Origin of the sequence: Halalkalibacter oceani, from assembly GCF_040544555.1 — a bacterium.
Taxonomy (GTDB): domain Bacteria; phylum Bacillota; class Bacilli; order Bacillales; family Bacillaceae_D; genus Halalkalibacter; species Halalkalibacter oceani.
Genome location: NZ_JBEPKD010000002.1, coordinates 23897 through 46071 on the forward strand (window position 1 = coordinate 23897; position 22175 = coordinate 46071).

A 22175-nucleotide genomic window follows, 5' to 3' on the forward strand; every position below is an offset into this window, starting at 1 on the left:
TCTGTAAAAATTTTCACTTTTAGTAATATTCCTCATTTTATGCGAATGTCCTTCTTTATAATACTTTTTTTCATGAGGTTTTTTTTACTTTGAAAATGGCGGGCGTATAAAGACTGGCGCGGAGCCTTTGCCTTTGAAACCGCTCAAAAACCTCGCTGAAATTTTATTAATTCTATCTTTTAAAAAAGGATTTTCATACCTAATTCCGATACGAAAATCCTCTTGTTGTCTTTATTAGTCTTGCTATAGCTTTTCTACATGCCTAAATCCTTAAACGTTGCCATTTCTCGCATCATGCGGGATGCAGCTTCGACGATCGGATAGGCGAGCGCCGCTCCGGTGCCTTCTCCGAGGCGCAGATCAAGCTGAAGCAACGGCTTGATCTGTAAATAATCGGTAACAATGCGGTGGCCATCTTCAACAGATTGGTGAGCGATCATTAAATAAGGATGGACTTCCGGCTCCAGCTTGGCGGCGGCAAGCGCCGCGGCCGAGGAAATAAAGCCGTCGATCAGAACGGGCACCCGCCGGGCCGCTCCTTCAAGTATCACACCGGCAAGCGTCGCGATTTCCAGTCCGCCGACTTTCGCCAAAATGGAGAGCGGCGGGGTTTGCGACGTAATGCCACGGTTCGTGAGCGCTCTTTCGATAATCGCGATTTTCTGCTGCTTCGTCTCCTGATTAATGCCGGTGCCAAATCCGACGACATCGGCGACCTTCGCACCCGTAATCGCCGCGGTCAGCGCGCTCGAAGCCGATGTATTGCCGATCCCCATCTCACCGGTAATTAAAAGGCGATGCCCTTTTTCAATTTGTGCAACAGCCAACTGGCGTCCGATTTCCACTGCCGAGGCTGCTTCCTCCTCCGTCATCGCATCCTCATGCAGGAAATTCCCCGTGCCATAACGGATTTTATGATGGGCAATCGGCTGGCTGTCGAGCTCATAATTGACGCCGACATCGGCTACGGTAACAGCTGCGCCGATTTGACGGGCGAACACATTGATCGCCGCTCCCCCTTTCACAAAATTATCAATCATCAGCGCCGTTACTTCCTGCGGATACGCCGACACTCCTTCGTTTACGATACCGTGGTCGGCCGCTGCGACGATAATCGCCGGTTTTTCGATCACAGGTTGCACCTCGCCGGTAATCCCGGCCAGCTGCACGGCCAGCTCTTCTACCCGGCCAAGGCTGCCAAGCGGCTTTGTCAGCTGGTCGAGATGTGCTTTTGCCTGCTCGATTATTGCTAGATCAAATGGTTGAATCGTCATCGTATCTTCCTCTTTTCAATTGTTTCTTATCGCTTCTTCCAGCAGCAATGTGAAAGAACGCTCCCGTTCAGGCTGGCGGAGGAATTCTTCAGCTGCCACCTGTTGTAAGAGCTGTTTTCGCATTGCCGCCGGAAGCTGGCTGGAGAGCACCCGCTGGCGGACATCCTCCAAAAAAGCTAAATCCTGTTCACTATCCTCGGGGAGAGTCGCAACCAGCCTCTGTTTGATCCGCCTTGCATAGGTTGGACTGATTCCGCTTGTCGACACGGTAATCAGCAGCTTTCCTTTTTTCACTGTTAATGGAAAGGTAAAATCACTTAAAGCCGGGTCTGTGGCGACATACACCCATTGAGAGGGCCGACGGTTTCGATAGAGCGCTTGATGAAGGGAATGGTCATCGCTCGTCAGCAGCAGCAGGTCGGATGAAAAGCTTTCTTCAGCGGTTACCGTTCTTTCCATCCATGTAACCTCGCTTTGTTCGAGATAGCCAGTCAGCTCCGGATTAAGACACGGCGATATCATGACCGCGCTTGACACTCCGGCTGCCAGTAATTTCGGCAGATGCCGTGCTGCGACTTTTCCCGCGCCGACAACGGTCACACTTTTTCCTGCTAGATTGATCATCACCGGCAGCTCGTTCATTGTTGCAGCCACCGCCTGTTCAGATTATCAGCCGAAAACGGCTCGGCCTCCAGCGCTTCTTGAACACGCTCGGCCAGCACATCAACCAGTCGGTCGTCAAAGCCAAGATAGTCACAAAGAATAAAGGACTTTTCCGTCTTTTTCGACCACTGCGCAAGCTGCTTTTCCAGCGTTTCCATCAACACGCCGGTAAATAGCAGATAAGGGATGACGTAGACCGTTTCATTCGGCAGGCGGGTAACACGAGCAAGCCCTTCTTCGACATTCGGGTGCGTCGCCGCCATAAAGCACACTTCCACGTCTGTTACCGGCGTATACTCCCACACGAGCCTCGCAATCTTCATCAAATCGCTCGTCGCATCCGGATCACTGCTGCCCCTGCCGACAAGCAAGAGCGAGACCGGCTGCCGTTCTTCATAGTGCGGCCGCGCTTCTGTCAAACTCATTCCGGCTTTTTTTAGGCGTGCTTTCATAATTTCAATCATCGTCGCCTCAATTCCCATCGGCCGGCCATATGTAAAGCCCACATCCGGATAACGCGCCCGCTGGCGTTCGATTTCCTGTGGAATATCAACTTTGGCGTGCATCGCGGTTAATAAAAGAACAGGAACGACGGCAATCCTCGTCGCTCCCTGCTTTATACAGGCCCGCACTCCCTCCGTGATATCCGGCTCAGCCAGCTCCAAAAAACAGCATTCCTGAATGGCGACTTCCGGATGAGCGGCTTTTGCTTTTTCGACAAAATTACGTAACTCTTCATTCCCTGCCTGCACACGGCTTCCATGTCCGATATAAAGAATCGCCTGCATCTTACACCCTTCCTTTTGCAAAGTGAGCCTTCATTACTGCCTCGCGCAAAGCTTCCCTCGTCGGCTCCTGTAACGTTTCCCTGATCTCATATCCTAACCGGCGCGCTTCGTTTGCCGAAGCCGGCCCGAAGCAGATCACCGCCGCCCGCGAAGAGAGGCTTGCCGGCGTTTCTGAGCAAACTTTGATTTCTTCCGTCACGACGCGAACCGCCTCCGCGCTTGGAAAAACAATCGTATCGAGCCGATCCTCCTCCAGTAAGCGCCGGCACGTCATATGCGATTGAGCGACGACGGTTTCACGGTGGGAGCGGCAAAATTGATAGCTTCCGTAATCGGGGAGCTGTCTCTTCTCAACCCTCTCGTCACCAATGACTAGCCGCTTTCCCTGCTGGTGGCGAGTAAGCTTAGTTACAGGATAAGCGAGACAGGCGTAACTTTCAATTGCTTTCACCGACTTTCCTGAAGCCCCGTACAAGTCAGCCGTTAATGAACGAATATCAATTCGCTGCTCCTTCAGCTTCGCAAAGAACCAGTTGACACTCGCCGGCGAATGAAAGATGATCTCCTGAAACTCTGCGAATGAAGGAACTGGAGCCGTTTCCCAGATCGTTTGAAAACGAGGGTATTCAAACACCGTCGCCCCAAGCTCGGTTAGCCCGGCGGCGATTTCGCTTTTCCCGCTGCCGGTTCGCGCAAACAGAAGATGCGTACCGAAGAGGGGCTGCCGTTCAAACCAGCTCTCCTTCGTCCGCAGCTTGGCGACATCGCCGATTAAGGTGATCGCCGGATTGGAAAAACCGACGCGGCTTGCTTCCGCTGAAATCGTCGCGATCGTCCCTTCAAGTACCTTCTGCTTCCCAAGCGTCCCCCATTGAATGAGCAGCACCGGCGTTTGTCCGGGTTTCCCATGCGCCAGCAGCTGCTCGCAAATATAAGGCAGGTTTTTCACTCCCATATAAAAGGCGATGGTATCAATCGTCGCCAGCCCGCGCCAATCGAGCAACGGCCGACCGTTGTCCGATTTATCATGGCCGGTGACCATCGCGAACGATGCGCCATGATCGCGGTGGGTAACCGGAACCCCGACATATGTTGCTGCGCCAATTCCCGCCGTAATACCGGGAACAATTTCATAACGGATACCGGCCTGCTCCAACGCCTGCGCTTCCTCTCCGACCCGGCCGAATACACTTGGATCTCCTCCCTTTAAGCGAACGACCCGTTTTCCAGCCTGACTGTATGCGACAAGCAGCTCATTAATCGACTCCTGGCGAAGAAGGTGGCGATCAGGCAGCTTGCCGCAATAGACAAGCTCAGCTTCTGGCTTAGCCAGTTCAAGCAAGAGCGGATTGACTAAACGGTCATACAGAATGACGTCCGCTTCTTTAATGACCTGTTCCCCTTTTAGCGTCAGAAGCCTTACATCTCCCGGTCCTGCTCCGACTAAAAACACATAGCCTTTTTGCTCTCCCATCCCGATTCCTCTTTTCTGTATCCCGACTTTTTTTATAAGTTTTATCAAGTATAATACAACATCTGGATAATCACAATACAGGAATTCAACAAAAATCACCTCCTAAAAAAAAATGTAAGATTATCTAACATGAACGGACACTTCTTTACACTCAATGTGATATGATATTGCAAAAGGTCCGAACATTCCAACGAGAAAAACAGCATATGGCGGGGGTGGTGACAATGTCCTACAAAGATAAAAAAGTAATTACGATTGGGATGGTAAGTGAGTTAACCGGACTGTCTGAGCGTAAGATCCGATACTACGAGGAGCGAAAATTAATTTATCCCGAGCGTTCCAAAGGTGGAACGAGAAAATACTCTTTCCTTGATGTTGAAAGACTCGTTGATATTGCGAATAAGATGGAAGATGGCATGCAGACATTTGAAATTAGACGAATGGAACAAAAACAGTTGCAGAAGCAGGAAGTACGGGAAAGAATGTTGCGTGGTCAGTTGAATGCCGCGTTCAACATGCGAAAATAACATACGCTTAGAGAGGGTGCCGTAAAAGTGTCGACTTTTACGGCACCCTCTCTTTTTGCCGGCGCGTCAAAAGGAAATACAATCCATTTGGCGCGCCCTTACTTTTTCGCTCATAGAAAAAAGTCTCCTATGGCAAACTAGACAAAAGATCAAGAAATGAGGGACTTATGAAATGCCACGTTTGATACAGGTTACCTTGCTCTTGTTTGCTGTATTGACCATCTACTGTGCACCTTTGCCGCTTTCCGCCGCAGAACAGAACCAGGTTGCAATCATTATTGATGATTTTGGCGGGGATGTGAAGGGAGTTGACGATTTTCTGACAGGAGACATTCCGATCACAGCGGCGATTATGCCGTTTCAGCCCTTTTCCACAGAGCAGGCGGAGCGGGCTCATCAAGCCGGCCTCGAGGTGATTATTCATATGCCGATGGAGCCGAAAAGAGGAAAAGCTTCCTGGCTCGGTCCAAAAGCGATCACCAGTCAATTATCTGATGATGAAATTCGCGCCCGTGTCCGCGAGTCGATCGCCGATGTTCCCCATGCAAAAGGAATCAACAATCATATGGGTTCTAAAGTTGTCGAAAATGAACACATTGTCAAAGTCATTCTGGAAGAAGTGAAAGCCCACAATTTGTATGTGATTGACAGTGGGACAAGCCCTCGTTCAATGATTCCAAAAGTAGCCGAGGAACTGGGAATCCCGTATGCGACGCGGCATATTTTTCTCGATGATACATTGTCTTCACGCGCTCATGTTCACAAGCAGATGACCTCGCTTTTGAAGGTGGTGGAAAAGCAGCATAAGGCGATCGGCATCGGCCATGTTGGCATAAAAGGAAACGAAACATTTGCCGGCATCAGCCATGCCCTTCCGATCTTTAAAGAAAAAAGAGTCGACATTGTCCCGGCCTCCCACCTGCTTGATTCACCGATTGATAAAGATTATCAATTTTTTTGGCAAGCGAAATGGAAGGAGGAATAAGCAGATGGCAAATCAAGTTCAAGACAAGCCTTTGATCTGGTCCTTTGCCGCTAACGACCAGACGAAGGTGACGCTGCGCCCCGTTGTGAAAGGCGACGCCAGTGCGATTATCGCTTCAGCCGCCGGAATTGTGTCCCAAGGCACCTATCTTCAAAAGGAACGTGTCCACACCCTTGCCGAAGAGGAAGCCTTTATTGAACAAATTGATCGAAAAGACAATATGTACATCGTCGTTGAGATTGGCGGAGCGGTGCAGGGAGTCGCCCGCGTTTTGCGGGGGGAACTGGCGATGAAGCGCCATACAGGTCTCTATCGGATGTGGCTCGACGACAGCGCTCAAGGGAAAGGGATTGGCAAAAAAGTGTTGGACTATACACTTGCCTGGTGCCGCCAGCACCGGCTTCATAAGCTTTGCCTGACTGTGTTTTCCACCAATGAAGTTGCCAGGCGGTTATATGAAAAAAGCGGCTTTGTTACGGAAGGCGTGCAGAAGGACCAAGTATGGCTTGAAGACCATTTTGCTGATGAAATGTTTATGGCCTATTTTTTTGACGAAAGCTCCACTACTTTTAAATAAATCACCAAGAAAGGATGACAACAAGAATGATGTGGCGAATGGCAAAAACTGTACTTATCGTTGGAGTGATTGGACTTGGTCTGGCGATTATCGGCAGAACGCTGATTACCGATAATCAATACTCGATTCAAACAAAGGATATCCCGCAAACGCTAGAAAACTCAGCGATGGACAAGCTGATGGCGGAAGATTTGGCGATGACCACCTCGCTCTTTTTAAAGCAGCTGTCCGCACAAATGCAGCGCTGGGCGGATTCCAGTCAAAAGGATGAACTACCGGAAAAATTTACAGAGGAAATTAACGAGCATCCCCACTTCCATGGCTTTGCGATTTTAGATGAGAAAGAAGTAGAGGTCGAGGTTGGCGAGGTGGAGCGTTTTGACACCTCGAAGCTGACGCATACTCATATGCACAGCCAATTTTCTGATCCTTATTCCGTTGACGGCAAACAGTATATGCTAATGGGGGAAAAGCTAGAGGATGGACGGACGGTGCTTGGTGAAATTGATCTCACCTTCGTCCAGCAGTTCGTTAAGGATTTGGCCTTCGTCGCCGATGCGAATGGCAGCTTTTTCGTTTCCGGAGCCGACCCTGATATCGGCTGGAAAACGACAGACGACATGCCGGAGAACCTGCAGGCAGAAATCGTCCCCGAACTGGGCTGGCAAATCGTTGTCCAGTCCGATAATCAAAAGCCTGAACATTTGCAGCATACTTATCATGAAAATCAAGCCGTCATTAAATTCAAACGGCCTCTGGCAGCGGCAGACTGGTTCGCCGCCCAGGAAAATTTAATCGTCAAAGAAAACCATGATCCTTTCTATGTCGTCGAATCCCCAACTGAATCGACCGAGGAATTAATCGGCCGGCTTCGGCGGGAATATGACTTAGAAATCGCTGAACCGAATTATATTTTCTCAAAGCAAAACCTTCTGCTTTCGACTGTGCCGAAGGAGGAGGAACCGACAAAGCCGAGACAGCGGGTCACAGCCGAGGGCGCCGTGCCGAATGATGAATTTTTCCAGCCTTATCAATGGAATCTAAATCAAATTTATGCCGGCCAAGGGTGGAATCTGTCGGGCGGCGAGGATGTCACGATTGCCGTTCTCGATACTGGCGTTGACCCGAACCATCTTGATTTGAAAGATAAACTTTTACCTGGCTTCAATGCCTTTGATGAAAGTGACGATGTGTCCGACAGCCACGGCCATGGGACACATGTCGCCGGAATTGCCGCGGCTCTCACGAACAACGTAACCGGAATTGCCGGCGTTTCGTGGAAAAGCCAGGTCCTCCCTGTGAAAGTGCTGAATGAAAAAGGAGAGGGTTCCTCGTTCGAGGTCGCGAAAGGCATTTATTGGGCGGTTGATCACGGGGCCGATGTGATCAATATGAGCCTCGGTGACTATTATGACTCCGATGCGCTGCATGACGCGATTCGCTACGCTTATGAACATGACGTTGTCTTAATCACGGCTTCAGGAAATGACAATGTGGAAGACCCGATGTATCCATCGCGCTACGACGAAGTGCTGACTGTAGCGGCGGTTGATGATACGCGAAACAGAGCCTTCTTCTCAAATTACGGTCAGCACGTCGATGTCGCTGCCCCCGGGGAGCATATTCCAAGCCTGTTTCCGGACAACAACTATACGGTCATGTCAGGAACGTCGATGGCAGCGCCGCACGTCGCCGGACTGGCCGGTCTCATCCGCGCCTTACGTCCGGACCTGACGAACCAGGAAGTGTATGACGTCATCACCTCCACCGCGGAAGATCTCGGCACCGCAGGCCATGACCCTTATTACGGCTTCGGGGAAATCAATATCGTCGCAGCGCTGGAGTCGATTTCATAAGAAAAGCGCCACAGGCGTTTTTCTTACAAGCAATGTGCGAAGCCGCTACATTGTTTCAAGTCCATCTCCAAGTGGTGTTCTTGGTGACGGACGCGTAGCGAGCGTAGCCATTGCCCTCCTTGAATAAGCTTTCCAACTTCCTTGAAATAGCCGGCTGGCTATGGAGGCAGCCGGCATGTTATAAGGAAAAGCGCCACAGGCGTTTTTGCAAATCGCTGCTGTGTTGAAGCGTTATCCCTTTGCTTGAGTAAAAACTTACCTTTCTACTATCTAACATTAGCAGCGGCTCCGCTAAAATCCCCAACCGAAGAAACCCGCTTCGGTTGGGGATTTTAAAAGAGGCACAGACTTCGCACCCTGCTTCGAGCTTAAGAAACTACCTTTGACAACATTGGCAATCGCTCCGCGCGCTGCCCGTCTGTTAGGAGAAAAACCGCCCCTAACAGACTTCAAACTCTTGCAGCGACTCCGCTAATTGCTTATAAGGTTGTGCCCGTTCGGGCACAACCTTATACCATAAACGCGGCTGTTTTGCGTAGTGGTTTTTTTTCAAGTAAGGTTATTTCACCGATCTCCGGGAGTTTGAGGAAGCTTTTTTCGACTTCCTGTTCAGCGGCGGTAAAGGCCGCTTCTTCGGAGTCAGCGGCGACGATCACTGTCACGCTTTTTTCTGCGAGGTCGACTTCGAATTTATAAAGATACCGCATCAGGAAGCCACACCGAGAATTTCATCGAGCGCGTTTTGCAGCGCTTCGTGACCGACCCGTTGATAAAAATCAAAGAACACCTCATTCGGTTCCTTATTTTCTTCGAAATAGCGCAAAAGTGAGGTTAACGCGGGCGCCAACTCTTCTGCCTCGACCTTTCCCTTCAGCTTATTGTTGAATTGCGCATGCTCTGTATCCAAAGTTCCGCCGACGTAAAACTCAAACGCCTCCACCATCTGTTTATCCTTCGTTTTCATCTTTACCCCTTGGAGACCGATATCGGCAATTTGCCGTTGCCCGCACGCATTCGGACAGCCGATCATATGAATCCGGACAGGAACATCGACCGAAATATGCTCATCCAAATATTCCGCTACGCGCCGCATCCGCTCTTTCGTCTCAACAAGCGCCAGGTTGCAATATTCAATTCCGGTACAGGAGACGGAATAGCCGATAAAATGCTTTGGCTCAAGCTTAATCCGCTCAAACAACGGCTCCGCCAACAGCTCTTCCACTTTCTCGTTTGCAACATTTGGAATGATGATATTTTGCGAATTGCATGTGCGAATTTCACCATTTCCATATGTTTTCGCAATCCGGGCCAGCTCAAACCACTCCGCCGAGTTCATTCTTCCGACCGGAACATTAAAGCCGACATAGCTTAAACCAGCCTGCTTTTGCGGATGAACGCCATAGAAATAGCCGCCATTCCATTTCTCAAGCTTGCACGTCCCCTTTGACGGCAGCTCTCCTGTATATTCGAGCAGCTTCTCTTTAAAGCGGTCGACGCCCCAGTCGGCCACGAGAAACTTCAGACGCGCCCGATGACGCTTTTCCCGGTAGCCGTAATCGCGGTAAATCGTCGTAATCGCGATCGCCACTTCCTTCACCCGCTCCGGCCGGACAAACACATCAAGCTCTTCAGCCAAATAAGGCTTTGCTGACAGGCCGCCGCCGACCTTGACATGGAAGCCGACGACTTCCTCGCCATCCACTTCCTTCACAGCCGGTGTAAAGGCGACGCAGTTAATCCGGTCGTGCCCGGCGTTATGAATATTAGCTGAAATCGACATTTTAAATTTACGTGGTAAGTTGGAAAACTCCGGATTGCGCTGGAAATACCAGTAAACATCCTCGACAATCTGGCGCGTGTCAAGCAGCTCATTCGGGTCGATCCCAGCGAGCGGATTGCCGACAATCGTCCGCGGGATATCGCCGCAAGCCCCGACCGATGATAAACCGACCGATTCGAGACGCTTGAAAATATCCGGCATTTGCTCAATCTGAAGCCAGTGATATTGAATCGCCTGGCGTGTCGTAATATCAATCACATCGCGCCCGTAATCTCTCCCGATTCCGGCAATCACCTCGGCCTGCTCATTTGTGATGACGCCGCTCGGAATGTTGACGCGCATCATGAAATAACCGTCTTCCTTCGGCTTCTGTAAATAAAGACCTGCCCATTTAAACAGACTCCAGTCTTCTTTCGGAATCGATTCAAATCCCTCTTTCGCATAGCGCTCGATATCCTGTAAAATTTCAAGTCCGTCCTTTTCCAGCTTGCGCAGCTCATCCTTATTCAACTTATCAGGCTCGTTTGCCCAAATCTTTTCGTATGCCATCGCTATCGCCTCCTTAGATGATCGCTCTCTTTTTCAAATAATCCACTATTTCGTCGACGGACTGCTCAACCGTTTTTTTATCGGAATCAATAATCAGCTCCGGTGCTTCCGGCTCCTCATAAGGTGAGCTGATTCCAGTGAAAAACGGGATCTCCCCTGCGCGCGCCTTCTCGTAAAGTCCTTTCGGATCACGTGCTTCACACTCTTCAAGCGAGCAGCGCACATAAATTTCAATAAACTCGCCTTCTTCAACGAGCGCGCGAACCTGTCGGCGATCGTCCCTGAACGGCGAAATGAAGGCCGTACAAACAATCGTTCCCGCATCGACAAACAGCTTGGCAACCTCGCCAATTCTGCGGATGTTTTCCTTTCGGTCCTCCTCACTAAAGCCAAGTCCCTTATTCAGCCCGTGACGAATATTATCGCCGTCTAACACATAGCTGCGTGTTCCTTGCTCAAACAGCTTCTTCTCCAAAGCGTTGGCGAGCGTCGACTTTCCCGCGCCTGATAAGCCGGTAAACCACAGGATCGCGCTTTTATGACCGGTCTGCTCCCAGCGCTCTTCCTTGCTTACCGCTGCCTCGTGCCAGACAAGTTGTACCTCTTTTGATTGAGTCATCTTTTTCCCTCCAGCTCGTTCTCTATCTTTTAGATTCCTGCCCCATCATCATATGTCGTTCTTCGTTCCTGCTGAACCGATTTGTAAAGGCTGTAGGTTCCCACTGTCGCGATGAAAACGCTGAGCAGCATAAACAGCGAATAGTAATCACTCTTCCTGAACAGTAAAACAAGTAAGTATGACAAAACGAGTGAAAAAACCGGGGAAACGACCCACACCTTGATAATTTGTTTGAGAATATTTTTCTGCCAGAGACGGAAGCCTCTTTCTACCGTCCCCATTCCGATAATCGCTGAAGTCGTAACCTGCGTCAGCGGGACGGGCAAGCCGAAGATCGAGGCGATGATGACAAGCGTGCCGCCAATCCCGGAAACCGCGCTTCCCTGAAGGAGGCTGAGGCTTGTGATTCGTTTGCCGTTCGTTTCAAGCACTTTCCCCCCGAGTACGATCGCTCCAAGCGCGACAAAAGCGCCTCCCAGCAAAATTCCCTCCTGTATCCCAATCACGCCCGCTCCGACTAACGGGCCAATCGCGTTGGCGACATTATTCATACCCGCCGCGAACGCCTCCATACAGCCGCTAATAATCAGCAAAATGACAAGCGGCTTGCGCCATCTTCCTTTCCCTTTCAAAAACGTATACTTCCGTTCTCCGGAACGGATCAATGTCCCGACGGCCAGTGCCAGCGTAAACGCGACGACGGGAACGATCACCCAGAACATCACGATCACGAGCAGTGTTTCAAAATAAAGGGACTGATAGGCAATGCCAGCGCCGACAATCGCCCCGACAACGACCTCGCTTGTTGACAGTGGAATTCCGATTAAATTAGCGATAAAGAGCGAAAGACAGGCGGCGGTGAGAATAATGACGACAAGTTCAACATCGACAATCTCCGGGGAAATGATCCCACTGCCGATCGTTCGCACAACCTCTCCTCCTGCCAACGCCCCGCAAAAGGCAAATATTCCGACCAACAGCATGGCTACTCGTTTTCTTGGCAGCGCTCCACTGCCATAGGCGGGCCCCATAGCCGCTGCCGTGCCACTTGCCCCAATATTCATTGCAAAGAAACAAGCAATCACGATGGCTATGATGGAAAGCATCAGGCTCATCCCCTCTTTCTTGTAAATCAATCATTTCTGACGGACCAGCCTAATGGCAGTTTTTTTCGATTCTTTTAGGCATGCACCTGTTTTTGGAGTCCGCGAATCAGCACTTCTACCACTTCCGCCCGGCTAAATTCAGGGGGAGGTGTTATTCCTTCACTAAGCATCTTTCGCACCTTCGTTCCCGATAAAATCACATGCTGATCTTTCGGGTGAGGGCACGTTTTCGTCGAAGCCATGTTCCCGCATGCCTGGCAAAAGAAGCTGTGTTCAAAAAAGAGCGGGGTAATCTCAAGCTCCCCTTCTTTCAAATCCTGAAAAATGAGCTGGGCATCGTACGTTCCGTAATAATCGCCCACCCCGGCATGGTCCCGTCCAACAATGAAATGCGTGCAGCCATAATTTTGCCGGACGATCGCATGGAAAATCGCTTCCCGTGGGCCGGCATAGCGCATCGCCGCCGGAAAAACAGCAAGAAAGACGCGGTCTTTTGGATAATACTTTTCCAGCAGCACTTCATAGCTTTCGAGCCGGACGTCGGCCGGAATATCATCTGATTTTGTCTCGCCGACAAGCGGATTTAAAAACAAGCCATCGACAATTTCCAGCGCCGACTTTTGAATGTACTCATGGGCCCGGTGAACGGGGTTGCGCGTTTGAAAGCCGACTATCCGCTTCCATCCCAGCTCTTCAAACGTGCGGCGCGTTTCGACAGGATCAAGATAATAGCTTTGAAACCGCTCGCGCTCAACACGCTTGACGAGCGTCACCGGACCGGCGACATACACATCCGGGCGCTCATACAGCTTTTTCACCCCTGGATGGGCTTCGTCTGTTGTCCGATAAACATGGAGAGCTTCCTGCTCCTTATCAGCCTTGTAAAGCTCAGTAATCTCAATGACTCCATATGTTTCTCCGTTGAACGTCAGCCGCGCCCGTTCTCCTTCGGCCAATTGCGTTGCCTTTTCCTCTGTAACCGGCAACGTGATCGGAATGCTCCAAACCGTGCCATTATCGAGACGCATCGACGTCACGACAGACTCATAATCAGCCTTTCCTAAAAAACCGGTCAACGGGCTGAAGCCGCCAATCGCAATTAATTCAAGGTCTGAGAGAGCAAATGAATCCAGTTCAATCTCTTTTTCAATTGCTTCAACCGACAAGCTCGGATCAAAGCGTTGTACAAGTGTTCCACCATGCGCATTTATCATCTTCCTCATCCTTTCTATATAAGAAAATTGCGGAGCAATTTTCTTTGTAGCGGCGTGCGGAGCCGTTACACGGGCTTATGACTGACGAAAAACGACTTTCTTTTCGGCAGGCGTAACGCGCGGAGCCGGCGCCCTTCTTCGAATCCTCCCACACTTCCTTTTTAAAAATTGCGGAGCGATTTTCTGCGGAGCGATTTTCTAGCCTTGATGGAGGCCGCATTCGGTTTTATTAAAATTGGACCAGCGGCCGCTGCGTGAATCCTCTCCCGCCGCAACCGGCTTTGTACAGTACTCACAGCCGATACTCGGATAGTTCCGATCATGAAGCTCGTTGTAAGGCAGCTGATGAAGCTTGATGTACATCCAGATTTCCTCTTCCGTCCAATGAATTAGCGGGCATATTTTAATAGATTGAAAGCGCTCGTCGCGATTGACAAACTGGGTGTGAGCCCGGGAAGGCGACTGTTCACGACGCAGTCCGGAAATCCAGGCGCGATACTGGCTCAGCTCGTTTTCCAGCGGAACCAGCTTGCGGATTTTGCAGCATGCGTCGGGATCGCGCTCCCATAAGCGTTCTCCGTAGGATGCTGCCTGTTCTTCCGGGCTGATTGCCGGCCGGACAAGCTTGATTTGGAGCAGAGGATACTTTTTCTTGACCCGTTCAATCAGATCATAGGTTTCCGCAAAATGAAAGTCGGTATCTAAAAAGACGATCGCCGCATCCTGCTTCACCTTGCTAATTAGATCAATCAGTACCATTCCTTCTGCTCCGAAGCTACAGGCATAGACCAGCTCATCGCCAAACGTCTGGTAAGCCCATTTCAGCACCTCAATCGAATCCTTCTTTTTCAATTGTTCATTAACTCGCACATAATCGTCTTCTGTTAACTGCTGATAGGATAATGTCATCCAATCCCTCCTTTGATCCATGATCGCAAACGATGCAAAAAAGGCGATCAAAGAACAAACTTGCCTTGTTCCTTGATCGCCTCTAGTTGACTAGTCAGCTTCATGGTTATTTCAACCGTACTTTTTCATTTTTTTCCATCTGAATAATTTTCCCGTCCTGAATAATCAGGGTAACAGAACCAAACTTTAATCCGCTTAACAGTTCCCTCAATCTTTCTGTTACTTTTTCAAATTCTTGATCATTCGGCATCTTGGACCTCCTCAAATTTTCAGTAGTTGGAAGAGGAAGTTAATCCCTTGTAATTTTATAAGAATTATTAGTTTAATAGTATTCTATCCATCATTACCCAAATTGTCAATCACTGATTTAGAAAAAAATCAAATTAGGCCTTATTTACATCTTCCAGTAAACCGGGATAAAAAAAAGAAGAGCGCCCTCGGGCTACCCTTCTTGTTCTGGTTCAGTGATCGTCCCACCAATATTGTCCAATGTCAGCGTTCCATCACGGTTTTCCAAAATCGTCACATCGCCGCTCACTGAATCAATCGTCACATTTCCTGAGCCGCTGCGAACGGAGACAGATCCTTCTTGATTTGAAATATCCACATGGCCCGATCCGGCAATCAATTTCACATTGCCAACCGAATCGGCGATTGTTATCGTGCCGGCATTGGCGTTAATTGACAAGTCTCCAGCCATCTCAACGACATCAATCGTGCCGGCCCCATCGCTTATCGTCACATTCCCCTGCAGACGCTCGAGCTTCATCGAACCGCGCCCGTGCTGGATCTCCACATCACCCGCTAGATCGGTTATACTCAATTCGCCTTCATTTTGCTTGTACTCGATCATCAGCTCCTGCGGCACCTCGATCGTCAAATGCTGGCCCCCTTGCGCCGTTGCATTCTCCTGATGGACCGCCGTCGTTAAGTAACCTGTTGCTCCCTCGCTCGTCAGTTCAAGCGAGAGATTGCGCTCGGCAAATTGCTCTGCTTCCTCCATCTCTTCACTCGTCACCGCGACTTGAGAGGTTACCGTAATTTCAGTCGTTCCAGCCGCGCCGATAATCGACACATCTCCTTGATCCTGATCAATCACGAATGAGTCCAGTTCGCCGGCATCCAAAGTGTAGACCTGTTCCTCCTCATATGTCACTAAATTGCAGCCCGTCAAGCCGGCAACAATCCCGAGTCCGATCACTGCTTTTAGTAATAATTGTTTCATCGTTCTTCTCTCCCGTCTTATCATACCATTCCTTAAGTGTACCTAATTGAACGAAAGAAACCAACTCCTAACTCCGACGTTCACCTATTGTTCAAATAGAAGCTGCTGAAAAAGTACGATTTACACTTTTTCAGCAGCTTCTTCTTCAACTTACGAAAAAGGTCGTTTTCCAGTGGCCTCCTTCATTCCACCCGTTCTAAAAGGCAAAATCAGAGCAGGCTGCTTTGTTTCATTAATATACTCGACCTTATACCCTTCTTTTTCGCGTTTTTTAAAGGTTCTTTCCGAAATCGGTCGCGGTGTCGACCAATTCAACGATTCAGGCTGCTCCCATGAAGCATGGGAAATCAGTTCCATCTTATAATAATAGCGGTTACCGGATATGTACGTTCGACAAATGTATTTTACCGTTTGCTTGGAATGCATCGTGCACCTCCTCGTTAGTAGGTATCTCCATCTTATCGACGGATTACACTCACACCGTTTAAAATAAAAAAAGACTTGCCCAAAAGGTCGGGACAAGTCTATATAATCGTTGTCATTCAAACAAATCAATAGATGTGTTTTGCCCCATATAAAAGCAGTTCCTTTGCACAAGGGAACCGACTTTTTACAGCGCTATTTCATGTAAAAAATATGTAATAAATCACGCCTCCGATGGCGAACAAGGGAATCACAAAAAGCAGGCTCCGCTTAAATGATGTTACATAGGAACGAAGTCCTTTCCCGCTGTCCCGGGACGTGGCGACCTCCATTGCGAGCCAGATGATGGTCACAATCGCAATCCCGATCCCGATGAACCAAGTCATGTTCCACCTCCTGAAAATTTTTCCTGATTATTCCAACTATTCACTTCCATCATACACGGTACGCAAGCGCGATTCAATCACTGTTTATTTGATGTCCAGTCCAAGCATCGCCGCAAACGTAAGGGCCTGTCTTTCGGAAACAATACACCCTCTCAACTCATCCGGTGAAACAGTCAAGGATTGAAAGTCAGAGCTGCTAATATCGATTCCTTTTAAGGCAGTCCGGTCAAAACTGACGCCATCCAAGTCGCATCGCTCATAAAGCGTCTTTTTCATCGCGCAATGATAAAAATCGGCGTGGGTTAGATTGGAGTCTTTAAAGTGGAGCTTTTCCATTTTCGACTCGCCAAAGTTACACATCGACAGAAAGCAATGATCAAACAAAACATTCCCGAATCGGCTTTCTGCAAGCTGAACCCCTAACAGCTTGCAGTTGCTGAAGGTTACACGATGAATGCTCGCATTGCTTAAGTTCGCATTTGAGAGGTCACAATTTTCGAAATGAACGTCGGTTATGTCGATATGACGAAACTGCGTATGCTGAAAAGTAGAGTTTTTGATCACCATTCCATACAATTGAACCCGATCGATGGTTTCATGATCAAAAAATGACTTTTCCACTTCCAATCCATGCAGATGAGGATCTTCCTCGCTATAAATATCTTGAAACTTTCCTAAAGGCAGCTCACGGGGCAATTTTGGTTTATCAATCTTCATACAGGTCACCTACTCTTTTTGATGATAACAGGAGAGATCACTCTCTACTAGAAAACATTACTTGATTGATTATATCATCAGGTGTCAAGAGCTCTTTACCGTGAGAATTGCCTTTTATCTATAACAAAAAGAAAGAAAATAACATCCGCCTGACTAAGGAGCCAATTGTTATTTTCTTTCACCTTCTTCTCTTATTCAAGACCTTAATTGCCGACTTAAAAATTCGCTATTCGTCACATCGGTCACAAACATATGACCGGGCGCATGGGTAATGACGTAAGGGATGTCTGCATGAATCGCAACGGACTGCGGAGTAACGCCGCATGCCCAGAAAACCGGGGTTTCTTCTTCTTCAATCTCAACATACTCGCCAAAATTCGGTTTCGATATATCATGAATCCCGATAGCGGCTGGATTTCCAACGTGCAGCGGTGCGCCGTGCATATCGGGAAATCGGGCCGTTATCTCAATCGCTTTTTGCACAAGCTCATTTTTAATCGGACGCATCGAGACGACGACTGGACCGCGAAACGGGCCTGCCGGCTTCGTTGCGATATTCGTGATGTACATCGCGACATTCCTGTTGGCCGCAATATGCTTTAGCGGGATTTTTTCTTTTAACAGCTCACTCTCAAATGTGAAGCTGCAGCCAATAAGAAAAGAAACAAAATCATCCTGCCAGATATCTCTCAATTCCTTTACTTGTTCGGTAAGCTGTCCATTCCTGTAAAGAAAATACTGTGGAAGATCAGTGCGAATGTCGGAGCCTGGCGCCAGCTCGGATTCAAACTCCCCTGCTTCCAGTACATCGATAATCGGACATGATTTACGATTCCGGTTCGCAAAAAGCAGAAATTCAAAGGCGTATTCCTTTGGAACGATTGCCAGGTTTGCCTGAACATAATCACCACATACACCGGAGGTATGCCCGGTAAAGTCACCTTTTCTGATCTTGTTTCGCAACTCTTTTGGATTCATCGCTTTCCTCCTCAAGCAGTGTTTGCTGAAAAAGTCACTTTTTCAGCAGCTTTTCAGTTGCCTCATCAAATCGGGGCTTTTATGCTAAGTGCGTGCGAAATCGCCAGCATATTTTGCAATCTTCGCGGTTCTATCGGAATGCCTTCTTTGCTTCGTTCCTTATATATCTGATGTGTCCGTTCGCCGGGAACTCGTATTTCCTCGGTACCTGGCGCTTTTTCCGATTCCTTTAACGCTTTTACCATTTCCCAGATCCTTTGTTTGAATTGCTGCACCGGCATGAAACCATCGACGCTGATCGCCCCAAGGAAATGACTTGTATTCATCGGTTGATCGACATATCCGTAACTTAGCACTTGATTAAGAAAGGCCCCTCCCCCTAACACGCCGGTGAGAATATCAGCAAATAATCCAAAGGCATAGCCTTTATGTCCGGCAGCCGGCAAGACCGAGCCGTTCATCGCTGCTTGCGGATCAGTCGTCTCCTCCCCCGCGGCATTAAGTGCCCAGCCATCCGGTATTCGGCTTCCTTCATTTAAATGGACTACAAGCTTTGTCCAATTCGACACCGTCGTCGCCGTATCCATCACAATCGGGAACTCCTCCCCAGGGACAGCGATACACCACGGGTTTGTTCCAAGCATCGGGGTCCTCCCGCCATAAGGCGCGGCAACGGGGTCTGCATTTGTCAGCGCAATACCGATCTTTCCCGCTCTGGCCGCCTTAAGCGTGTAATAGCGTGCCGCGGTAAAGGAGGTCGAATTCCGCACAACGACAAACCCGTTCCCCACGGCATCAGCCTTTTCCATCGCCAGATTCATCGCCAAATCACCCATCACCTGCCCAAATCCGGCCTGTCCGTCGATGACAGCCGTCGTTGGCGTTTCATGGACAACGTTAAACTTCGCTTTCGGGTTACTGCCGTGGTGGAGAGCACGCTTTACCCAGAGCCCAATCTTATATGTCCCATGCGTATCAACACCGAGCAAATCCGATTCGACGAGGACGTTTGCCATAATCACTGCATGGTCATCAGATAAGCCAACAGCGGACAACACCTCCGTCGTCCACGTTTTCAGATGGGTTGCTGGAATCCTCATCGATTCATCGACTGAAAACTGCTCGCGGCCTGGAAAATCATACAATGTATGATCAATCGCCTTCATATACTCACCCCTTTAGTTTGAAAAACTGCTCAAAAGATCCGGCAAAAACAGGGTCAGCTGAGGAAGATAGGTGATGACAATAAGCACCGCCAATAAAATCAGAATTTGCGGGATCAAAAACGTAAACATTTCCGGTACTCGTATTTTCGCAATGGCGGCCGTCACAAATAAGCAGACTCCGAGCGGCGGCGTCACCATCCCGATCGTTAAATTGACCGCTAAAATAATGCCGAAGTGAATCAGATCAATATGAGCTGCCTCCACAAGCGGCAGAAACAACGGAGTGAAAATCGTTAGCGCGCTGATCGTATCAATGAATGTGCCGGCGATTAACAAAATCACATTAATAAAGAGCAGCAGCAAAAATTTATTTTCGGCAAACGGCCCTATCAGGGATGCCAATTGATCCGGAATCCGATGGAACGACAGAAACCAGGTAAACAGCGCCGCGTTTCCAATTAGGAAGACAATGACGGCGGTTGTTTTGGCAGAGCTTAAAAACACTTGCACTAAATCCTTCACTTTAAGCTCTTTATAGACAAACATGCCGATTAAAAGCGCATAGACGACAGCGATAACACCTGATTCTGTCGGCGTAAACACCCCTGACAAAATCCCGCCGACAATGATGATTGGCATGAGCAGCGCCAGCACCGCATCCTTTAAGCCAACCATCAGTTCTTTAAAGCCCGCTCTTTTCTCCCGCCCTTTGTAGTTGTACTTAATGCCGACATAATAACAATAAATCATCAGCCCGACTCCCATTAAAATGCCCGGAACAACGCCGGCGACAAAAAGAGCGCCAATTGACGTACTCGTCATTACGCCAAACAGCACGAGCGTAATACTTGGCGGAATAATCGGGCCAATTGTTCCCGAGGTCGCGACCAAAGTAGAGGAAAACCGCGGATCATAGCCTTCCTTTTTCATCGCCGGGATCATCATTCCGCCAATCGCCGCCGCGGCAGCGATCGCCGTACCTGATACGGCGGAAAAGAACATACTGGCAACAACGACAACCATCGCCAGCCCGGCAGGCAAGTGACCGACCAGCGTCTGCGCAAAACGGATCAAGCGGGATGAAATACCGCCTTTCGACATTAATTCACCGGCCAAAATAAACAGCGGAACAGCAACAAGCGAGAAATTATCAATTCCCCGGTAAATTCTTCGCGGAATGTTCATCAGCATTTCCGGATCTGTCAAATAAACGCCGACAATCGAGATAAAGCCAAGTGAGTAGGCTATTGGAATGCCGAGAAAAAACAACAGAAAAAGAATTGGAATTAAGACAATCATTTAAATACCCCCCTGATTAAGTAGTAGGCCATAAACAAACCACTGATAGGGAGCGACATGTACACATAGGCTACCTTAATTGGCAAAAACCCGACCAATGTACCTGATTCAAAATTGGCGATGACGAGCAGGCTGCCGTAATACACAAAAACAAAAATAAAGAGGAACATTACGACTAATTCGATAATCTTCAAGATTTTCTTAATCGATTCCGGCGCCTTATCAAACAGCTCCACTTTTAAATGTTCTTTATTTTTAATCGCCAGTGCGGCACCAAACAAAACTAAGTAAACAAAACTGATCATTAAAATTTCTTGTGACCACGGCAGAGGGTTTTGTAATGCATAGCGGTAAAACACTTGTAAGAACGTCGTTACAACGGTAACGACCATACAAATGAAAATAATAAACTCCAGCGTATACCCTAAATAATGACCAATTCTTTTAAACAATCGTTTCACCCCTCTCCAGCCTTCATGGAAATATAGGAGGAGATGTCTCAAAAGGGTGAAACAGCCCTTTTAAGACATCTCCGAAGCAGTGTGCGCAGTTCTGACCGCGCTCCGCCTTTTTCACTATTTCTGTTCCCCTTAGTTATTTTCGATTTTCTCGATCAGTTCAGCTGGAACTTGCGAGCTTAACACATCCCTAACTTCTTTTGTAGCTTCTCTGAATGCGTCAAAGTCAATATCCGTTGTCACCGTTACTCCGTTTTCTTCAAAGTGCGCCAAAATTTCATCGTTCATTGCGGCTAATTCTTCTCTTTGGTAAAGCTTCGCCGCTTCCACAGCCTCTTCAATAAGCTGCTGCTGTTCAGGCGTTAACCCTTCCCACGCGCGCTCACTCATGACGACGATCGCCGGAGAATATGTATGAGCCGTAAGGGATACATACTTTTGGACTTCATCAAACTTCATGGAATAGATCGTGTTTAATGGATTTTCCTGTCCATCAACGACGCCTTGATCAAGCGCAGAATACAACTCGTTAAACGCGACAGGAGTCGGACTTGCGCCTAATGCTCTCATATGAGCTTCCCACACCGGGGCCGGCTGCACGCGAATATTCAAGCCATTCATATCTTCAGGCGTTTTGATTTCCTTGCTGTCGTTTGTCACATGACGTTCGCCCACTTCCCAATAGCCGAGCGCCTTCATTCCTTTTTGATCTGACAGCTCCAACAGTTCTGTTCCAACTTCTCCATCCAATGTTCTGTAAACATGATCCAGATTCTCGAATAAGTATGGGATACCGAACACATTCATCTCAGGGACAGTATTCGCAAAAGAACTGTCAGCCGAAACAGTCGTCATATCCAAGGTACCGTCTAAAATTTGCTCAACGGCTTCTCCTTCACTCCCTAAAACTGATCCGCTAAAAATCTCCACCGCAATGGCGCCATTTGACTTTTCTTCAATTTCCTCTTTAAAATTCACAGCGGCAATATGATATTGATGTGTTTCCGATCCGGAGTGCGCCAGCCTTAGAATCACGTCTGCTTCACCCGCTGCTTCGCTGTCTCCAGTTTCAGCCGCGTCTTCGCCTGGATCAGCTCCCTCAGTCGGTTCAGAACCGGATCCTCCGCCACACGCCGCCAGAAGCATAGCTAGTGTAAGCACCAAACCAATTAACGTCATGAATCTCTTATTCATTTTGATAA

General features: G+C 48.7%; 24 protein-coding genes. 4 read left to right on the top strand and 20 right to left on the bottom strand.

What is annotated here, in order from left to right; all coding sequences use genetic code 11:
* Window positions 1-254: 254 nt before the first annotated feature.
* The 4 genes from cobT to cobA are packed head-to-tail and all read right to left on the bottom strand — an operon-like array spanning window position 255 to window position 4199.
* Entirely contained in the window at window positions 255-1274 is a 1020-nt protein-coding gene (gene cobT / locus ABMB67_RS03540; protein ID WP_354571138.1) for a nicotinate-nucleotide--dimethylbenzimidazole phosphoribosyltransferase, read from the bottom strand.
* Between the two features lie 15 nt (window positions 1275-1289).
* The gene (locus ABMB67_RS03545; protein ID WP_354571139.1) at window positions 1290-1916 is read right to left on the bottom strand and encodes a precorrin-2 dehydrogenase/sirohydrochlorin ferrochelatase family protein; all 627 of its coding nucleotides are present in this window, start codon (window positions 1914-1916) and stop codon (window positions 1290-1292) included.
* On the bottom strand, window positions 1913-2725 hold the full coding sequence (locus ABMB67_RS03550; RefSeq protein WP_354571140.1) for a sirohydrochlorin chelatase: 813 nt from the start codon (window positions 2723-2725) through the stop codon (window positions 1913-1915). The genes ABMB67_RS03545 and ABMB67_RS03550 overlap by 4 nt, the downstream gene beginning before the upstream one ends.
* Window position 2726: 1 nt before the next feature.
* A complete protein-coding gene (cobA, locus tag ABMB67_RS03555) occupies window positions 2727-4199 on the bottom strand; it encodes a uroporphyrinogen-III C-methyltransferase (protein WP_354571141.1) in 1473 nt (490 codons plus the stop codon).
* Between the two features lie 224 nt (window positions 4200-4423).
* On the opposite strand from cobA, the gene ABMB67_RS03560 reads away from it, so the two are divergent.
* From ABMB67_RS03560 to ABMB67_RS03575, 4 genes are all read left to right on the top strand, one after another.
* Complete coding sequence (locus ABMB67_RS03560; protein WP_251223674.1) at window positions 4424-4726, top strand: MerR family transcriptional regulator; 303 nt, start codon at window positions 4424-4426, stop codon at window positions 4724-4726.
* A gap of 172 nt (window positions 4727-4898) precedes the next feature.
* The gene (locus tag ABMB67_RS03565) at window positions 4899-5711 is read left to right on the top strand and encodes a divergent polysaccharide deacetylase family protein (RefSeq protein ID WP_251223675.1); all 813 of its coding nucleotides are present in this window, start codon (window positions 4899-4901) and stop codon (window positions 5709-5711) included.
* 4 nt (window positions 5712-5715) lie between these two features.
* Window positions 5716-6288 carry a GNAT family N-acetyltransferase gene (locus ABMB67_RS03570; protein WP_251223676.1) on the top strand — a complete coding sequence of 191 codons (573 nt, stop codon included), beginning with the start codon at window positions 5716-5718 and terminating at the stop codon, window positions 6286-6288.
* A gap of 26 nt (window positions 6289-6314) precedes the next feature.
* Window positions 6315-8144, top strand: coding sequence for a S8 family peptidase (locus tag ABMB67_RS03575; protein WP_354571142.1), 1830 nt, complete (start codon window positions 6315-6317; stop codon window positions 8142-8144).
* Window positions 8145-8653: 509 nt separating this feature from the next.
* Here ABMB67_RS03575 and ABMB67_RS03580 read toward each other — a convergent pair.
* From ABMB67_RS03580 to ABMB67_RS03655, 16 genes are all read right to left on the bottom strand, one after another.
* Window positions 8654-8851: a DUF3906 family protein gene (locus ABMB67_RS03580; protein ID WP_251223678.1), complete on the bottom strand. Its 198-nt coding sequence runs from the start codon at window positions 8849-8851 to the stop codon at window positions 8654-8656.
* A complete protein-coding gene (locus ABMB67_RS03585) occupies window positions 8851-10473 on the bottom strand; it encodes a nitrite/sulfite reductase (protein WP_251223679.1) in 1623 nt (540 codons plus the stop codon). Before ABMB67_RS03585 ends, ABMB67_RS03580 begins: the two co-directional genes overlap by 1 nt.
* Before the next feature lie 13 nt (window positions 10474-10486).
* Complete coding sequence (gene cysC, locus ABMB67_RS03590; protein WP_251223680.1) at window positions 10487-11092, bottom strand: adenylyl-sulfate kinase; 606 nt, start codon at window positions 11090-11092, stop codon at window positions 10487-10489.
* A gap of 29 nt (window positions 11093-11121) precedes the next feature.
* Window positions 11122-12198, bottom strand: coding sequence for a sulfate permease (gene cysP, locus ABMB67_RS03595; RefSeq protein ID WP_251223681.1), 1077 nt, complete (start codon window positions 12196-12198; stop codon window positions 11122-11124).
* 74 nt (window positions 12199-12272) lie between these two features.
* Complete coding sequence (gene sat / locus ABMB67_RS03600) at window positions 12273-13412, bottom strand: sulfate adenylyltransferase (RefSeq protein ID WP_251223682.1); 1140 nt, start codon at window positions 13410-13412, stop codon at window positions 12273-12275.
* A gap of 198 nt (window positions 13413-13610) precedes the next feature.
* The gene (locus tag ABMB67_RS03605) at window positions 13611-14321 is read right to left on the bottom strand and encodes a phosphoadenylyl-sulfate reductase (protein WP_251223683.1); all 711 of its coding nucleotides are present in this window, start codon (window positions 14319-14321) and stop codon (window positions 13611-13613) included.
* 106 nt (window positions 14322-14427) lie between these two features.
* The gene (locus ABMB67_RS03610; protein WP_251223684.1) at window positions 14428-14571 is read right to left on the bottom strand and encodes a YezD family protein; all 144 of its coding nucleotides are present in this window, start codon (window positions 14569-14571) and stop codon (window positions 14428-14430) included.
* A 192-nt stretch (window positions 14572-14763) separates the two neighbouring features.
* Complete coding sequence (locus tag ABMB67_RS03615; protein ID WP_354571143.1) at window positions 14764-15546, bottom strand: DUF4097 family beta strand repeat-containing protein; 783 nt, start codon at window positions 15544-15546, stop codon at window positions 14764-14766.
* Between the two features lie 150 nt (window positions 15547-15696).
* Window positions 15697-15972, bottom strand: a complete 276-nt coding sequence (locus tag ABMB67_RS03620) for a hypothetical protein (RefSeq protein ID WP_354571144.1) — start codon at window positions 15970-15972, stop codon at window positions 15697-15699.
* Window positions 15973-16169: 197 nt separating this feature from the next.
* On the bottom strand, window positions 16170-16355 hold the full coding sequence (locus tag ABMB67_RS03625) for a hypothetical protein (protein WP_354571145.1): 186 nt from the start codon (window positions 16353-16355) through the stop codon (window positions 16170-16172).
* Between the two features lie 84 nt (window positions 16356-16439).
* Window positions 16440-17072 (bottom strand): pentapeptide repeat-containing protein, encoded by a 633-nt coding sequence (locus ABMB67_RS03630; protein ID WP_354571146.1) that lies wholly within the window; start codon window positions 17070-17072, stop codon window positions 16440-16442.
* A gap of 195 nt (window positions 17073-17267) precedes the next feature.
* Window positions 17268-18050, bottom strand: a complete 783-nt coding sequence (locus ABMB67_RS03635) for a putative hydro-lyase (protein ID WP_354571147.1) — start codon at window positions 18048-18050, stop codon at window positions 17268-17270.
* A 65-nt stretch (window positions 18051-18115) separates the two neighbouring features.
* Entirely contained in the window at window positions 18116-19216 is a 1101-nt protein-coding gene (locus ABMB67_RS03640) for an Ldh family oxidoreductase (RefSeq protein WP_354571148.1), read from the bottom strand.
* Between the two features lie 12 nt (window positions 19217-19228).
* The gene (locus tag ABMB67_RS03645; RefSeq protein WP_354571149.1) at window positions 19229-20515 is read right to left on the bottom strand and encodes a TRAP transporter large permease; all 1287 of its coding nucleotides are present in this window, start codon (window positions 20513-20515) and stop codon (window positions 19229-19231) included.
* The gene (locus tag ABMB67_RS03650; protein ID WP_354571150.1) at window positions 20512-20967 is read right to left on the bottom strand and encodes a TRAP transporter small permease; all 456 of its coding nucleotides are present in this window, start codon (window positions 20965-20967) and stop codon (window positions 20512-20514) included. Before ABMB67_RS03650 ends, ABMB67_RS03645 begins: the two co-directional genes overlap by 4 nt.
* 138 nt (window positions 20968-21105) lie before the next feature.
* Window positions 21106-22167 carry a DctP family TRAP transporter solute-binding subunit gene (locus tag ABMB67_RS03655; RefSeq protein ID WP_354571151.1) on the bottom strand — a complete coding sequence of 354 codons (1062 nt, stop codon included), beginning with the start codon at window positions 22165-22167 and terminating at the stop codon, window positions 21106-21108.
* Window positions 22168-22175: the final 8 nt, after the last annotated feature.

What these genes read in the sequence shown, in the direction of transcription:
- cobT (WP_354571138.1), bottom strand. Translation starts at nt 1,274, where the DNA reads ATGACGATTCAACCATTTGATCTAGCAATAATCGAGCAGGCAAAAGCA.
- ABMB67_RS03545 (WP_354571139.1), bottom strand. Translation starts at nt 1,916, where the DNA reads ATGAACGAGCTGCCGGTGATGATCAATCTAGCAGGAAAAAGTGTGACC.
- ABMB67_RS03550 (WP_354571140.1), bottom strand. Translation starts at nt 2,725, where the DNA reads ATGCAGGCGATTCTTTATATCGGACATGGAAGCCGTGTGCAGGCAGGG.
- cobA (WP_354571141.1), bottom strand. Translation starts at nt 4,199, where the DNA reads ATGGGAGAGCAAAAAGGCTATGTGTTTTTAGTCGGAGCAGGACCGGGA.
- ABMB67_RS03560 (WP_251223674.1), top strand. Translation starts at nt 4,424, where the DNA reads ATGTCCTACAAAGATAAAAAAGTAATTACGATTGGGATGGTAAGTGAG.
- ABMB67_RS03565 (WP_251223675.1), top strand. Translation starts at nt 4,899, where the DNA reads ATGCCACGTTTGATACAGGTTACCTTGCTCTTGTTTGCTGTATTGACC.
- ABMB67_RS03570 (WP_251223676.1), top strand. Translation starts at nt 5,716, where the DNA reads ATGGCAAATCAAGTTCAAGACAAGCCTTTGATCTGGTCCTTTGCCGCT.
- ABMB67_RS03575 (WP_354571142.1), top strand. Translation starts at nt 6,315, where the DNA reads ATGATGTGGCGAATGGCAAAAACTGTACTTATCGTTGGAGTGATTGGA.
- ABMB67_RS03580 (WP_251223678.1), bottom strand. Translation starts at nt 8,851, where the DNA reads ATGCGGTATCTTTATAAATTCGAAGTCGACCTCGCAGAAAAAAGCGTG.
- ABMB67_RS03585 (WP_251223679.1), bottom strand. Translation starts at nt 10,473, where the DNA reads ATGGCATACGAAAAGATTTGGGCAAACGAGCCTGATAAGTTGAATAAG.
- cysC (WP_251223680.1), bottom strand. Translation starts at nt 11,092, where the DNA reads ATGACTCAATCAAAAGAGGTACAACTTGTCTGGCACGAGGCAGCGGTA.
- cysP (WP_251223681.1), bottom strand. Translation starts at nt 12,198, where the DNA reads ATGCTTTCCATCATAGCCATCGTGATTGCTTGTTTCTTTGCAATGAAT.
- sat (WP_251223682.1), bottom strand. Translation starts at nt 13,412, where the DNA reads ATGATAAATGCGCATGGTGGAACACTTGTACAACGCTTTGATCCGAGC.
- ABMB67_RS03605 (WP_251223683.1), bottom strand. Translation starts at nt 14,321, where the DNA reads ATGACATTATCCTATCAGCAGTTAACAGAAGACGATTATGTGCGAGTT.
- ABMB67_RS03610 (WP_251223684.1), bottom strand. Translation starts at nt 14,571, where the DNA reads ATGCCGAATGATCAAGAATTTGAAAAAGTAACAGAAAGATTGAGGGAA.
- ABMB67_RS03615 (WP_354571143.1), bottom strand. Translation starts at nt 15,546, where the DNA reads ATGAAACAATTATTACTAAAAGCAGTGATCGGACTCGGGATTGTTGCC.
- ABMB67_RS03620 (WP_354571144.1), bottom strand. Translation starts at nt 15,972, where the DNA reads ATGCATTCCAAGCAAACGGTAAAATACATTTGTCGAACGTACATATCC.
- ABMB67_RS03625 (WP_354571145.1), bottom strand. Translation starts at nt 16,355, where the DNA reads ATGACTTGGTTCATCGGGATCGGGATTGCGATTGTGACCATCATCTGG.
- ABMB67_RS03630 (WP_354571146.1), bottom strand. Translation starts at nt 17,072, where the DNA reads ATGAAGATTGATAAACCAAAATTGCCCCGTGAGCTGCCTTTAGGAAAG.
- ABMB67_RS03635 (WP_354571147.1), bottom strand. Translation starts at nt 18,050, where the DNA reads ATGAATCCAAAAGAGTTGCGAAACAAGATCAGAAAAGGTGACTTTACC.
- ABMB67_RS03640 (WP_354571148.1), bottom strand. Translation starts at nt 19,216, where the DNA reads ATGAAGGCGATTGATCATACATTGTATGATTTTCCAGGCCGCGAGCAG.
- ABMB67_RS03645 (WP_354571149.1), bottom strand. Translation starts at nt 20,515, where the DNA reads ATGATTGTCTTAATTCCAATTCTTTTTCTGTTGTTTTTTCTCGGCATT.
- ABMB67_RS03655 (WP_354571151.1), bottom strand. Translation starts at nt 22,167, where the DNA reads ATGAATAAGAGATTCATGACGTTAATTGGTTTGGTGCTTACACTAGCT.